General features: G+C 38.9%; 12 protein-coding genes. 11 read left to right on the plus strand and 1 reads right to left on the minus strand.

Annotated elements, in window-relative coordinates:
- Positions 1–265: 265 nt before the first annotated feature.
- A complete protein-coding gene (locus tag AC0VX1_RS03310) occupies positions 266–1,654 on the minus strand; it encodes a hypothetical protein (protein ID WP_475469869.1) in 1,389 nt (462 codons plus the stop codon).
- Positions 1,655–2,496: 842 nt separating this feature from the next.
- Here AC0VX1_RS03310 and AC0VX1_RS03315 point away from each other — a divergent pair.
- The 11 genes from AC0VX1_RS03315 to AC0VX1_RS03365 all read left to right on the plus strand — a co-directional run bounded on the left by AC0VX1_RS03315 (position 2,497) and on the right by AC0VX1_RS03365 (position 14,701).
- Positions 2,497–3,474, plus strand: a complete 978-nt coding sequence (locus AC0VX1_RS03315) for a hypothetical protein (protein WP_475469871.1) — start codon at positions 2,497–2,499, stop codon at positions 3,472–3,474.
- 1,031 nt (positions 3,475–4,505) lie between these two features.
- Positions 4,506–5,570 carry a C45 family autoproteolytic acyltransferase/hydolase gene (locus AC0VX1_RS03320; RefSeq protein ID WP_268563734.1) on the plus strand — a complete coding sequence of 355 codons (1,065 nt, stop codon included), beginning with the start codon at positions 4,506–4,508 and terminating at the stop codon, positions 5,568–5,570.
- A 114-nt stretch (positions 5,571–5,684) separates the two neighbouring features.
- Complete coding sequence (locus AC0VX1_RS03325) at positions 5,685–6,449, plus strand: IclR family transcriptional regulator (RefSeq protein ID WP_413023143.1); 765 nt, start codon at positions 5,685–5,687, stop codon at positions 6,447–6,449.
- Between the two features lie 259 nt (positions 6,450–6,708).
- Entirely contained in the window at positions 6,709–7,917 is a 1,209-nt protein-coding gene (locus AC0VX1_RS03330) for a CaiB/BaiF CoA transferase family protein (protein ID WP_106027983.1), read from the plus strand.
- 1 nt (position 7,918) lies between these two features.
- On the plus strand, positions 7,919–8,872 hold the full coding sequence (locus tag AC0VX1_RS03335; RefSeq protein WP_475469873.1) for a hydroxymethylglutaryl-CoA lyase: 954 nt from the start codon (positions 7,919–7,921) through the stop codon (positions 8,870–8,872).
- Positions 8,873–8,947: 75 nt separating this feature from the next.
- The gene (locus AC0VX1_RS03340; RefSeq protein WP_106027985.1) at positions 8,948–10,246 is read left to right on the plus strand and encodes a CitMHS family transporter; all 1,299 of its coding nucleotides are present in this window, start codon (positions 8,948–8,950) and stop codon (positions 10,244–10,246) included.
- Between the two features lie 58 nt (positions 10,247–10,304).
- Positions 10,305–11,000, plus strand: a complete 696-nt coding sequence (locus AC0VX1_RS03345) for an RraA family protein (protein ID WP_475469876.1) — start codon at positions 10,305–10,307, stop codon at positions 10,998–11,000.
- Between the two features lie 239 nt (positions 11,001–11,239).
- Positions 11,240–11,530 carry a DUF3817 domain-containing protein gene (locus AC0VX1_RS03350; RefSeq protein WP_034305497.1) on the plus strand — a complete coding sequence of 97 codons (291 nt, stop codon included), beginning with the start codon at positions 11,240–11,242 and terminating at the stop codon, positions 11,528–11,530.
- A 138-nt stretch (positions 11,531–11,668) separates the two neighbouring features.
- Positions 11,669–12,436: an ABC transporter ATP-binding protein gene (locus AC0VX1_RS03355; protein ID WP_413009683.1), complete on the plus strand. Its 768-nt coding sequence runs from the start codon at positions 11,669–11,671 to the stop codon at positions 12,434–12,436.
- Positions 12,423–14,342 carry an ABC transporter permease gene (locus AC0VX1_RS03360; RefSeq protein ID WP_413009685.1) on the plus strand — a complete coding sequence of 640 codons (1,920 nt, stop codon included), beginning with the start codon at positions 12,423–12,425 and terminating at the stop codon, positions 14,340–14,342. Before AC0VX1_RS03355 ends, AC0VX1_RS03360 begins: the two co-directional genes overlap by 14 nt.
- 5 nt (positions 14,343–14,347) lie before the next feature.
- Entirely contained in the window at positions 14,348–14,701 is a 354-nt protein-coding gene (locus AC0VX1_RS03365; RefSeq protein WP_063577369.1) for a YxeA family protein, read from the plus strand.
- Positions 14,702–14,712 lie beyond the last annotated feature (11 nt).

The raw sequence follows: 14,712 nt of genomic DNA on the forward strand, positions 1-14,712 counted from the left end.
CCTTTTTACTGTAGACAAATTTAAAAAGCTCCAGTTATTTTCAGAAATCCACTCCCATACGGCCGACGTCTGCTAAGCCTCCTCGACGGAAGCGCCTGTGGGGTCCCGGCTAGTCAGTTATTCGGCAGGAATGTGCTAATTTCTTCAATCAATGAGGGTCAATCCTTATAAAAAAGTAAAAACCAATCGAACCTTCTTTTAAAAATGGAACGGAAATGGAGATCCGTTCCGTGTTTTAGAGTCCACACAAATCGGCGCAATTCGATTAAATGAGAAACATCGCGACTATTGTAGTCACTGCTAAACCAATGGTTACCGGAAGCAGATTCCGGCGGGCAAGTTCAAAGGGACTGACATTACATATGGCAGCTGCCGGAATCAGTGCCCATGGAATGAGGGTACCTCCGCCAACCCAAATCGCTGTTATTTGCCCGAGTGCAGTCAAGGTGGCGGTTCCTCCTCCGATTGCCGTGCCAAAGAGTTTAGCGACAGATCCCGCTAAAGAAATGCCTGAGAAGCCCGATCCATCCAAGCCGGTGATGGCACCGATGCCGGTTAATGTGACGGCGGCTATTTCTTTCGTTAAAGGAACGGAGGCCGCCAATGCGGCACCGAGGTCATTGACGATGCCGAGGGATGTTTTCGGTAAGTAGTCACCGATGATCTGATTGAATCCAGAATCACCTAAATAGAAGAATGCGGCGATCGGAATGACGGGTCCGAATACTTTGAAGCCAAATTGAAAACCTTGGATCAAATAGGCCGTTGATTTTTCAAGCCCTTGCTGTTTATGTGCGACAAGGGATAAAATCAGCAAAATGAAAACGGCTGTACCGCCAACCAACGCGGTGGCATCTCCGCCTTGCAACTTCAAAATCGACAATGCCACAACATCCAACAGAAAGGCGATCGGAATGAAGACGGCAAAAAACTTCTTTTGTCCCAGTGTAAGCAGATTTTCACTGATTGTTTGATCTTGGACAAATCCCACATTATCCGCCTTGATTCTTCCAAGCTTCATATCCCGCTTTAAAAGGATAAAGGCGGAGAGGGTGGTGACAACCCCCATTGTAATGACAAGGGGTATGCTCGCAGCGATGACATCACCGACTGGTATCGAAGCCGCATCACCCGTAAGTTTAGGGGCAGCCTGAATGATGAAATCCCCTGATAATGCGATTCCATGACCAAAAAGGTTCATCGCCATCGCCACCCCAAGTGCAGGTAAACCAGCCCGTAAGGCAACTGGGAGCAGGACTGCACCAAGTAAGGCAACGGCAGGTGATGGCCAGAAAAACCAGGATATCACCATCATGACGATTCCAATTACCCAAAAGGCGAGTGTAGGGTTCTTAATGAATTTCGCAAATGGTGCAATCATGACATCATTAATGCCCGACTTCGTCAAAACCGTACTCATGGCAACGATGATGGAAATGATTAATATCGTGGACATTAATTCCGTGATTGCGAAAATGAAGCTGTTGAATATCCCGCTTATGGAAGAGGCTAAACTGCCTGTAGCCACTAAGGCCAAAAGGAAAATACCAATTATGCAGATGAGGGTAGTATCACGACGTTTTACCATAAACCCGATTATCAATGCAATAAATACAACATAAATCCAATGGAGTACCGTTAATTCCATCTCCATGATCCGTCCCCCTCATAAATGTGCCTAGTTACAGATTATGAAGGAGGTATGGGGTGGTGAGTTGTTTCATAAATTTTAAAGGCTTATCTTAATTACTACTTATGAGGTGAATATCGAATTTAAGAGGAGATTACATGGTTAGCGTATTTATTTGGTTTATCATGTGTGGTGAGCAACTTATTCTCTCCACATCTAATTAACTTCAATTCCTTGTCTGTTTGCTTTATGCATTATAGGATTAATTTGTATCCAAGGATGTTATTTTACTAAATTTAACCATTGGTATAATTACTTTTATTTACTTATATAGTAAAATATCGAACGAAGGGGAGGCTATTATATTGAAGTTGAAAAGGTCATTATTACAGCATGAGGTTTATCAATACTAGGTTCTGCTACAGGGGCAAGTGCAGCTGAAACTGAAGGTCTGGTAAATTCACAAGAAACATCCTTTACTCAAGAACCAGATGGTACAGGTAGTACCATCCTAGGCAAAGAATAAAGTTCTTATGAGTTTAAGTACATACAACCCAATTTTATCGACTAATTATGCAGTCGCTAAATCATCTTCTGATAAGATATAGGACTATATTTACGCACGAGCTAAAACCTTTAATGGTGATGGTTCTTTATTCAAACTAAATCGGCAAGTTCTACAAAGACGGACTATATTGGAGTTAAAATATTGAACGATTCAATATACTTCAGGAATGATTTTGCTATTGGGACTCATACTTTTAAAGGGTATAAAACTGTTAATGGTCAAAAAAGGCCTATTGGTAATTGGTAGTAGAAAAATAATGAAGAGATATGCTTATTGCATATCGGGGAAGATTGGTTTTATGAAAAAATACTACATAGCTGCATTAGCTGTTTTGATATTGCTTGGGGTTTTTTACTGGTTTTATGCTTCATCTCCACCTAAAGAATTAAGATTAAGCACGTCTAATAATGATGATAATGAAAAAGAAAGCAAAGAAACGAATGCGGCTGAGTATGGTTCTGAGTATGGTTCGGTTGGGTATGGTTTGAAAGATTTGAATGGTAAACTTATCGATGAAGGAAGTGCACTTAATAGTAAAAACAATGAAGTGACAGTTGTTGCCTCAGTAGACAATGACATTGATGAGGACAGAAAGTATGCTTTACTTATTTTTGAAGATTATAAACAAGTAAATTTCAAAGCTGAAAATAAGGGGCAGGAAGTAAATAAATTTTTCTTTGATGCGAAACCTAACACCTCCATAAACTTCAAAGTTTCTGTTCCCATTCGTTCAGATTCCAGTGAATTGACTTTTTTAATCGTTCAAAAGCCAGAGTATAAATTGAAGGAGCTCGACCTAAATAGGGCAGGGATTTTAGAACAAGTTTTAAGTATGCGGTATTCCATCAACAAAGCTGACAGCGGGAAAGATGCAAAAAAAGTAAAGCAAGTAAAACCTGATGCTATTGTAAAGGATGGATTCAATGAAAATATATCTATCACAAATAGTCAGGAAAAGCTGCAATCAATTATGACTGAAAAAGAAGGCAAGGAACTTAAGTTCTCTGCCGGAAATGAGACAAATGCTGAGATCAGATATGCAATCATAGCTTTAAAAGATTGGGAACAAGTTGCAGTTAGAGATAACACAGACGTCTTATATACCACTGTTCCACCAGAAACTAGACATCTTTTTGATTTTAATCTACCCGACGTTGAAGGAGAAAATAATTTCCAGCTCATCGCCTTCCCATTTCCTTATGAAGTAAATGCTGATAATTATGAGAGTCAACAAACTTTTGGTTCCTTTAGAGTTGTTATTCAAGATAGAGAATAAGATTATCTACAGAGTCGATAGAATTAGAAAATTAAAGTAAAAAGGAACTTATTCAATGCGCACGAAAACAATTATCCACCGTGTATAGCATCATTCATTAACAAAGAAGAATTTAGTATGGATAAAACAGTTAAATATACTGGATTAGCAGTCGTATACACATATACCGATGCGTATGTACAAGTTGCTACTAAAACTAAAACTGGTACATTTAATAAATACGCATTTTAAGGAGTGGAAGACATTGCACAGTATTAATATAGTAAATGGTATAATTGATATCATTATTCTTGTTGTAGTGGTATTTATTATTGTGAAGATCGTAAAAACAGTCAGTAGAAAATTAAAGAAGAAAAAGTAGATTGAAAGGTGAACTGAAAAGTTCGCCTTTTTTATTTATACGTTTTCAATAGTCTGAGCCCTTACTCATCTAGAGTAGGGGCTAAATTATAACAAATTAAATAAATTTAGTTTATTCCGTAAGTAAGAAGTTTGTTGTGAGGAATTGACTATCAGTGTACAGAAATACTCAGATGGTTTAAACAGGGTGGGGAGATATCCCCCAATTGTATAAGGTGGGGCATGATTTTTATATTTTTTCATTTGGATTTTTAATATATTGTATTAATGATGAAAGTAATATAAAAATGGCAACGATACTAACTATTATATGTACAAGTATAAATTCCCTTGTTGGATAGTAATTGTCAAAATTAGAAAAAGACCAAAATAAAAGGCTAATTGATAAAAGTATTGTTCCAATGAGTACCTTCAAAGTAAGACCCTCCTTTAATTCAAAAATTTAAATTATAACTAATATAGCACGAAAAAACCGCTTATTTTCCTAATTTATGAAGATGCTTTTTACCGTTACACTGCCTTTATTCGTGTCTCCATCAATAGTAAGATAACGGGAAAATACTTCTCAACTAATGACATGATTCAAGGTTCAAGGCTTATCTTCTTTATTTTCAACAATAGTTCAAGTATCCTTAATTTGAATAGCAACTACTGTAAATGAGGGATAAGCCGTGAAGCAAATATATAGTGATGTCATACAATTTCGGGGTACACATTATGAGTTTGGATACATGCAAGGGGAGGAATTAAAAGATTCACTAACGGTAAAGAACCGTGAAGATCAGTGGAAGATCAGGCAGCCGAGGTTTACGGTTGAAGAAGAAGAGGTCAAGAGAGCCATTACACAATTCGCCCCTGGAGTTTGGGAAGAATTACTCGGATTGCAAGAAGCGTTGAAATGGCCAATGGACCGCGTGCTGCAAGAGTTCGGTGGATACCGATTGGATTATGTCCGGTCGGGCTGTTCAATCATGACAGGCAATGATTATCTCATTCGCAATTATGATTACCACCCGAAGACTTATGAAGGACGCTATGTCTTATTCCAGCCAACCGATCAAGGGTATTCAAGTATCGGCCCTAGTCAGCGAGGGACTGGCCGAATGGATGGAATGAACGAAAAAGGGTTGGTGATAGGCTATAACTTCATGAATCGCAAGAACCCTGGTGATGGTTTCATCTGCTGCATGATTGGAAGACTGATTGTTGAATCTTGTGCGGACGTTCAGGAAGCGGTGGCGATGCTGAAGGAAATCCCGCATCGTCATTCTTTCACTTACGTCGTCTATGATAAAAGCGGAAGTACCTATATTGTGGAGACCTCCCCAAGAAATGTAGAGGTGCGCACGTCAAATGCCTGTACCAATCACTTTGAAATCATGAAAAATGAAAACCGTAACCATCTTATCGATTCGAAACGCCGATTGGAGATCATCCAAGATCATGAAGGGAAACTTTCTTCAGCCTACGATGCTTATCGGTTGTTTAATGATACCAATCAAGGTGTCTTCTCGGATTTATATAGCAGCTGGGCGGGAACGATTCATACATCCGCTTATTTACCTAAAGAGATGAAAGCTTGGATTGCCTTGGGAGGGAACCAAGAGCCGACTTCCGTAGATTTTGCGAAATGGCTCGAAGGGGAAGATGTTGATTTAGAACGAATCAAAGGTGTAATTGATACGGATATTCCCTTCGTGCACATGGATGAGGGAGCGAATTGGTTTCGGAATTGAGCGTCTTAGGAAAACCATAATTAGGATGTTGGAATAACCACGCGTTTTATTAATGAAGTACATTTAAATGGCCAAGGAATCAGTTGGTGAATAATTGTAAAGGGGGAGCATTTAATGGATGATAATGAAAGATTGAAAGGGTCAAGAACTGTTCAACGGTCAATTAATATAATGAACTGTTTCACTATAGAAGAGTCAGAATTATCCTTAACGGAAATCTCGAATAAGATAAATTTGGCGAAATCAACAACTTCCAGACTATTAGAAACACTAGTACAAAACGGTCTTCTGCAAAAAAACTTCTCCAATTCAAAGTATCATTTTGGCTATAAAATGTATCAGTTTGGTCGTATTGCGGAAAATACCATTTCTTTTGAAATAATGGAACTTGCAAAACCGTTTATGAAGAAACTAAGAAATGAAATTGGAGAATCAGTGAGTTTATATATGCTTGAAAATAAAGAACGAAGGTGTATTGCACGATACGGCAGTAATCAATCTATTCGTCATGTAGTAAGTATCGGAGAGGCACTTCCATTGGAGAAGGGTTCAGGCGGGAAAGCATTATTGGCTTTTCAGTCTCCGGCGTTTGTTGAATCAATTCTAAAAAACCTAGATTCCGAAGCATTACGATTCAGTCTATCAAACGAATTACCAATCATTCAAAAAGAATCTATTGCTATCAGTTTAGACGAAAGAGGAGCCGGAGTTAATTCAGTCGCATCACCTATTTTCGGGCTGGATCAAGAAGTGAATTTTTGTCTGTGCGTTTCTGGTCCAAGTACAAGATTTACTCAAGTATTAATGGATTCAATAAAAAATGAAGTGAAAATGAATGCTTTAAGGATTTCGGAAAGTTTTAATGACCCAAAAGAATAGCCACATTTTGGACAAGATTTTACAGCGCCTTTTTACTGGGCGCTTTTTTTATTTTAATTATAAAAAACAGAATTTTTCAACTTTTATAGTGACAGATAAAAGTGGCTTTGTTATAATTCATTCATAAAGTTCCGTTTAATGAAATTTTATATTCCGCTAGATGGAACAAAAAAAGTATGGCGATTTATATAAATGTTCTCATTTCAATTTTTTTAGCAAAAATACCAGACTCATAACTTCAAGGAGGAAGTAAATAATTATGGATAATCCAACAAATGGACCTTTGACTGGAATTCGTGTTATCGATGCATCGACTGTGATTGCTGCTCCGTTTGCAGCTACCTTATTAGCGGACTTGGGAGCTGAAGTGTTAAAAGTGGAACTTCCGGATAAAGGGGATCCTTTAAGGGGCCTTGGACCATGGAAGGGTTCCGAACCATTGAGGTGGCCGGGTCTTGCACGTAATAAGCAGTCTATAACTTTGGATATTCGCACTACTGATGGGAGGGAGTTATTTAAAAAATTAATTAGCACCGCAGATGTGTTGATAGAAAATTTCAGGCCTGGAACAATGGAAAAATGGGGATTAGGCTATGAAGAGCTGAGGGAAGTGAATCCCCGTCTCATTATGACTAGGCAATCGGGTTACGGGCAAACGGGGCCATATGCAGAAAAGGCAGGGTTTGGAACGCCTAGTACCGCTTTTTCTGGATATACCTATTTACAAGGATTTCAAGACCGCCACCCAGTAAGTCCTTCATTTTCACTACTCGATTATATTTCAGGCATTTATATTGCTTTTGGAACTGTAAGCGCTCTCTTTCATCGTGAAACTTCTAACGCAGACAAAGGTCAAATCGTTGAGATGGGACTATATGAAGGAATGTTCAGGATGATGGATTTCCTAATTGCTGAACATGACCAGCTCGGTAAAGTACGTGAGAGAGCACCTATGCTTCATGGTCATTCAAGTCCTTCCGGTACTTACCAAACAAAAGACGGACATTGGGTTGTTATGGTATGCAGTACACAAAAAACATGGGAACGTCTGGCTCAAGCTATGGGGCGTTCGGATTTGATAGAAAATCCTGATTATCTAACAAATAAAGAACGAATGAATAACGATAGCTTACTTCAAGAACTTGTTATGTCCTTTATGAATTCTCTTAATAAACAAGAACTTGTGAAGAAAATGGATGAGTTTGGTGTTCCCATTTCACCTATATTGAACATAAAAGATATTTTTGAAGACCCTCATTATCAAGCAAGGGAAAATATTTTGGAAGTTGATCATCCCCGGTTAGGAAAAATTAAAGTTCCCGGTATTGTTCCGAAGTTTTCAGAAACACCGGGGCGTATCCGTCATCGTGCACCAGAGCTGGGAGAGCATAACAAACAGATTTATGGCGAAGAACTTGGTTTATCTGAAGAGGCATTAACGAATCTAAAAGCCAAAGGGGTCATCTAACATGAAAAATGAACAAATGATCGTACCTAATAAAGTGAATATATGGGAAGTTCTCCCGCGAGATGGTTTTCAAATGGAAGATAGATGGATACCTACAGAAGAAAAGATTCGCATTATCCGTGGTCTGGCAAGTACAGGGATCAAACACATTGAAGTTACGTCTTTTGTACATCCTCGAGCAATACCTCAATTAAAAGATGCTGAAGAGGTGGTAAAGGGGGTTCAGGACTTGGATGGAGTAAAATTCCGAGCGCTGGTTCCAAACTTGCGTGGCGCGGAACGTGCAATTAATGCGGGAATGAAAAAAATAAAGATATTACTATCGGCAACAGATTCACATAGCCTATCCAATTCCAACTGTATAGTTAAAGAAGCACAATTGGATCACCTGCCAATAGTGGAACTAGCTGGAAAATATGGTGTAGAAGTGGGAGGCTCAATTGCGGTAGCATTTGGCTGTCCATTTGAAGGGACGGTACCTCTGGAAAAGATAGTATCCATTCTTGAAGGATACAAGGCTATGGGCGTAAACGAAGTTTCTTTGGCAGATACGGCTGGAATGGGAAACCCAAAGCAAGTATCCGAAATGTTAGGGATCATTAGAGGATTATTCCCAAGTTTCAAGTTCACTTTACATTTGCACAATACAAGGGGAATGGCATTTGCAAATGCGGTAGCTGCCTTGCAGCAAGGGGTCACTGATTTTGATAGTTCCACGACCGGGTTGGGTGGATGCCCCTATGCACCTAATGCTGCTGGAAATATTCCCACAGAAGATATAGTACATGGCTTTCATGAAATGGGAATTCAGACTGACATTAATCTTGTCTCATTACTCGATATCGCCAGTAGTATCAAAAGTACAATTGGGCACGATGGTGGAAGCTATATTCTAAAGGCAGGGCCGAACAACAGGCTGCATTCTAAACCCAAAGGTCAAAAAAAGCTAGGTTGATAACTAAAAGGGATTCAGGTGAATCCCTTAAAAGTAATTCTGAATGAAAACGGATACAAAATAAGGGGGGTATATATGTTATCCATTTTAGGATTCATGATGATTGTTGTTTTTATGTATTTAATTATGAGTAAGAGATTAAGTGCCCTTAATGCCCTGATTATCATTCCTGTAATTTTTGCTCTGATAGGCGGATTCACGGATTTAGGACCTATGATGATGAGTGGAATCGAAACAATAGCACCAACTGCAATCATGGTGATATTTGCCATTTTATATTTTGGGATACTAATAGACGCAGGCATGTTTGATCCTTTGGTCACAAGAATGGTGAAGATATCAAAAGGGGATCCATTAAAGATTTCCGTTACTACTGCAGTATTGTCTTTATTGGTAGGCTTGGACGGGGATGGAACGATTACTTATCTTATTGTCGTGACAGCATTATTACCATTATACGAGAAGTTAGGGATGAACAAGTTAATATTGGCTTGTCTCCCAGCAATGTCGATGGGAATCATGAATGTTCTTCCTTGGGGAGGACCAACTGCAAGGGTAATGTCCATCTTTGGATACGACGCCATGGAACTCCTAGGACCAATTATCCCATCTATAATTGCTGGGGCATTATATATCATTGGACTAGGCGTATTTTTTGGTTTAAGAGAACGGAAAAGATTAGGTGTATATGGTCATTATACAGAAACCGAAGATGAAATAGCCGTATCATTTGAGGGCACTTCCGACCTATCATTAAAAAGGCCTAAGTTGTATTGGTTCAACATCGTTCTTACACTATTATTGATTTTTGCCCTAGTTAAAGCCATTTTGCCATTACCCGCTCTATTTATGATTGCATTTGTCATAGTCATGGTTGTAAACTACCCGAATTTAAAAGAGCAACAGAGAAGAGTCGAAGCGCATGCAGGAAACATTCTAACTGTCACTTCCCTGATCTTTGCTGCAGGTATTTTCGCAGGGATTTTAGAGGGAACAGAAATGGTTGATGCCATGGCTTCAACATTAGTGCATATCATACCTGACTTCCTAGGTCCACAATTGCCTGTAATTGTGGGACTGACCAGTATGCCATTTACGTTTGTAATGGCAAATGACCCTTATTATTTCGGTATTATTCCAATCATTGCTGAAACTGCTTCGGGGTTCGGTATCGATAAACTGGAGATAGCACAAGCCTCTCTATTAGGACAGCCATTACATTTATTAAGTCCATTGGTCGGGTCGGTATACGTATTGATTGGACTTGTCGGCATAGAGTTTAGGGAGCATATAAAATTTTCACTAAAATACGCTGTCGGAACAGCATTGGTTATGATAATTACAGCTATCCTTTTCGGTGCATTATCAATTTAGCCATATTATCCATGCAGAATTGAAACGATCAATAAAAAATAAAAAGAGGTGTTTTCAATTGAATAGATTAAAACCAAAGCCTCCTTTAATATCCAAGTCCATCATTGAGAGAGCGAAAAAATTAAATACGACCCTTATAGCAGATGCTTTGCATGATTCTAATACTGGTGTAATGGATTATAAGATAAAGCCTGTGTCATCCGGAATGAAAGTGATAGCAACAGCCATGACAGTTGATATGAGGGCGGGAGATAATTTAATTCTTCATCAAGCCATCTATGGTGGAAGTGAAGGCTATGTGTTAATTGCGGATGGGAAAGGTCACAAAGAAAACGCCTACCTAGGAGAGTTAATGGCTGGAGCTGCGCACGCAGTAGGACTTGAGGGGATTATCATAGACGGGTTTGTTCGTGACAAAGAGGCTCTTTGTGAATTGGGATTTCCGATTTTTGCAAAGGGATTCACGCCAAAGGGACCGTGTAAAGAGCGACCGGGAGAAGTTAATACGACGATCACATGTGGCGGTGTGACTGTTAACCCTGGTGATTTAGTCATAGGAGATGAGGATGGGGTAGTAGTTGTTTCACAGATTAAAATTGAAGATGTATTTTCCAAAGCGGAGAAAAAGTTAGCTTATGAACAAAAGCGTCTCGAAGAAATAGCGGAATATGGAAGTGAACGTAAAAAAGGTGTTACGACAGGAAATATTGAACCTTCCTGGTTAAAAAATAAAATAGGGAAATTCAATATGTGACGTAATAAGCTATTGTGCTAACTTCCGCTCCTTGGTAGGCGGTCATTGGAAAAAGAGTCACTTTTTAAATTCAGGCCCAATCCTTTGATTGGGCTTCTTTTGTTGTTCTACTTTTAGGAAAACCTGGTACTATTTATTAGTGGGTGTCACCGTAATATTATATGATAGAGTAACGGGCTTTGGATTGGGACAGGAAGCTGGATTTGTATGCCATACTTGTACAATAAGGGGATGAGAGAATGTTTTCGACAGCTATTGGATGGTTTCGGTTTATTACAATAATTGAGGGAATCTCATATGTTTTATTGCTTGCCATTGGTATGCCCATTAAGTACATATTGGATATTGGGGAAGCAACACTCATTTTAGGCAGCATCCATGGTTTCCTGTTTGTCGTGTTTGGGCTTTTATTACTTTATGTGAGCATCATATCAAAATGGTCCTTTTTAAAAATGGCGATGATTTTCATCGTTTCATTCATTCCATTTGGTAATTTTGTTATCGACCGCAGGCTTCTGAAGCAAAGTTAAATACTTTTACTTTAACGTCTTCCATAAGTGGAAGGCGTTTTTTTGATGGATTTAAGCTTGCTGTAAGGTTGGCACAAAGATGCTGTAAGAATGAGCATGTAAGATAAATGTATCAACCATACTGAAGAGGTGAAACAAATGGAACCATTATTAAAAGTGGAAAATATAAAAAAAACATATGGTAAATCAAGCGCTGCCTATACGGCGTTGGAAAATATATCTTTTGACATTCATGCAGGGGAGTTTGTAGGAATCATGGGACCTTCTGGAGCGGGGAAATCGACTTTGCTCAATATGTTGGCAACTATCGACTCGCCGACTGAGGGGAAAATTTATATGAATGATACGAGCATTCACGATATGAAAGGGGCGGACTTAACGGATTTCAGACGTGAAAATCTGGGTTTCATCTTCCAGGACTACAATTTGCTAGACTCATTGACTGTGAAGGAAAATATATTATTGCCACTGGCGATTTCGAAAATTCCAGCGAAAGAAATTACTGCATTGGTGAATCGTATTGCTAAAGTATTTGGGATTGAAGATTTATTAGCTAAATATCCATACCAAATCTCCGGTGGGCAAAAGCAAAGAACAGCTGCAGCCAGAGCGCTTGTGACAGAGCCGGCATTGATCCTGGCAGATGAGCCAACAGGTGCACTTGATTCAAAATCTGCAACAGGTCTGCTGGAAAGCTTAAGTGAACTAAATGAAAATAATAATTCCACCATCATGATGGTGACACATGATGCATATGCCGCAAGCTTCTGCCGGCGGATCATTTTCATCAAGGATGGTACACTTTCAACAGAAATTTATCGTCGTGGCCAATCACGTAAAGCTTTCTTCCAAGAAATCATGGATGTCCTTGCAACAATTGGAGGTGAGGTAGATGACGTTATTTAGTCTGGCGAGAAAAAATATTGCCCGGAACCTTTCCCAATATTTTTTATATATCGCATCCATGGTATTTAGCATTATCATCTACTTCACATTTGTAACATTGAAGTATAGTGATGCAGTTGCAGAACAAACGGCTTCATCACAGAAATTAGGTTCATTAATGAGTGGTGCGGCCGTCATCCTGATTTTTTTCGTTGCCATTTTTATTGCCTATTCCAATTCATTTTTCATGAAAAAGCGTAAAAAAGAAGTGGCATTATATGCATTGCTTGGCGTACGTAATCGCCAGATTGGCTTTATGCTCTTCTTTGAAAATCTATTGCTAGGCTTGGTTTCATTAGTTGTAGGGATTTTACTTGGATTTCTATGTTCAAAAGGGTTCATGACGATCTTGATCTATTTAATGGGCTATGATGTCATCGCACCTTTTACATTTTCAGGATCTGCAGCTTTGAACACCTCTATCGTATTTCTTATTATTTTCTTGGTGACATCATTCCAGGGCTATCGTTTAATTTACCAATTTAAACTAATTGATCTTTTCCATGCATCGAAAAAGGGGGAAGCGGCTCCGAAGCCATCTATGATTGTAGCCTTTCTGGGAATTTTTCTGATTGTCATCGGATATTGGTTGGCGATGCAAGATCTTTTTACTTCTAAAGTGTGGGAAAAGATTGGCTTTTTGATGACGGCACTCATTATTTTGACAACTGTTATTGCCGGTACATTTTTATTGTTTCATAGCGTGACAGGCTTTGTGTTAGCCGTGATCAAGAAAAATGAAAAATGGCTATGGAAAGGCCTGCATCTGATGACGGTCTCGCAATTGCTTTATCGCATTCGGGGGAATGCAAGGACATTGACCGTAATTGCGGTGTTAAGTGCTACAACGGTAACGGCTGGAGGTGCGGTCTATGGTCTTTATTACAACGCGAATGACCAAGTTATGACCGTTGATCCGAATACCTTCATGTATCAGCAAACGGATGTAAAAAGCGATCATCAAGTCACCGCCATATTGCCAGATACAAAGTATGATGAAAATGTTGAAGCACTATCTATCACATTTAATACGAAAGAACTAAGCGAGGAATCAGCATTCGATAACTCGGATAAAAGGATTTACACGGTAATCGATGAAAGAACATATAACAAATTGGCAGATGTACAAGGTAAGGAAGCATTGCATGTGAATCATGGAAAAGCAGTCATTTTAGATATTGGATATGACAAAAGATTCTCACCTGAATACAAGGACAAGACGATAAAGACAGAAGACAACACGGCGATAACATTCCAAAGTTTTAAAACACAAACGGTTTTAAATGCCAAAACAGCAGGCATTGCAGTGGTTGTATCGAATGATCAATTTAAATCATTGCAAAAAGAAGGGGAAGCCCTGAACTATCGTGCTATCGGTGTTGATCAAGCCTCCGTGGATTTATCTGAAAAAATATCAAAACAAATACCTGAAGAAGCTCTATTTTCCAGTGCGCCTCAAGATTTTCAAGCAAGCATTGAAAGTGTAGGATCATTGCTCTTTATCGGCAGTTTTCTTGGTCTGGTTTTTTTAGCGGCAACAGGCAGTATCATTTACTTTAAAGTTCTAACGGAAGCTGAGGAAGATAAATCACAATACAATATGCTTCATAAAATGGGCGTTAACGCAAAAGAAATGCGGAAATCCATTGCATCCCAAGTGTTTGTAATCTTTTTCGTCCCGCTGGCAGTCGGGCTATTGCACAGTGCGGTTGCGTTAAAAGCCTTCTCGGGGTTATTGATGATGAATTTGGCAAAACCTGTATTAATCTGGATGATCGCTTATACGATTATTTACGGTCTGTATTATATCTTAACGGTAGCTTCTTATAATCGTATTATCACACAAAATAATAAAACAGAAGGATGATCTAAATGAAGAAATTTTTTATGGTAGTTGGCATATTGTTCATACTTGGAGCGGCAGGAGTATTCGCGCTTACTAAAATTGACTTTAATCGCATGAATGCCGATAATTATTATTTGCAAATTACAGAGGATGGGGTCCAGCATGAAACCAAACTGGATGATGGTACAGTGATGACTTCCTATTCTTATAAACTTGACGCCAAAAATGCAGATGGTGAAACGATACCGCTTGAATTCACGGCACAAAAAAATCTTCGAAAAGATGCTTACTTAAAGATGTACGTGAAAAATGGTGATGAAGTTTCGTCATATGATGAAGTGAAGTTTGAAGATATTCCAAAAAAGGCACAACCAAAATAAATAGGAAAGAA

It is taken from the genome of Peribacillus sp. QJM3NY_7 (assembly GCF_056173225.1).

Bases quoted from the DNA above. Each gene is read 5' to 3' on its own strand.
- AC0VX1_RS03355 (WP_413009683.1), top strand. From the start codon at position 11,669: ATGGAACCATTATTAAAAGTGGAAAATATAAAAAAAACATATGGTAAA.
- AC0VX1_RS03330 (WP_106027983.1), top strand. From the start codon at position 6,709: ATGGATAATCCAACAAATGGACCTTTGACTGGAATTCGTGTTATCGAT.
- AC0VX1_RS03340 (WP_106027985.1), top strand. From the start codon at position 8,948: ATGTTATCCATTTTAGGATTCATGATGATTGTTGTTTTTATGTATTTA.
- AC0VX1_RS03310 (WP_475469869.1), bottom strand. From the start codon at position 1,654: ATGGAGATGGAATTAACGGTACTCCATTGGATTTATGTTGTATTTATT.
- AC0VX1_RS03365 (WP_063577369.1), top strand. From the start codon at position 14,348: ATGAAGAAATTTTTTATGGTAGTTGGCATATTGTTCATACTTGGAGCG.
- AC0VX1_RS03360 (WP_413009685.1), top strand. From the start codon at position 12,423: ATGACGTTATTTAGTCTGGCGAGAAAAAATATTGCCCGGAACCTTTCC.
- AC0VX1_RS03325 (WP_413023143.1), top strand. From the start codon at position 5,685: ATGGATGATAATGAAAGATTGAAAGGGTCAAGAACTGTTCAACGGTCA.
- AC0VX1_RS03315 (WP_475469871.1), top strand. From the start codon at position 2,497: ATGAAAAAATACTACATAGCTGCATTAGCTGTTTTGATATTGCTTGGG.
- AC0VX1_RS03335 (WP_475469873.1), top strand. From the start codon at position 7,919: ATGAAAAATGAACAAATGATCGTACCTAATAAAGTGAATATATGGGAA.
- AC0VX1_RS03350 (WP_034305497.1), top strand. From the start codon at position 11,240: ATGTTTTCGACAGCTATTGGATGGTTTCGGTTTATTACAATAATTGAG.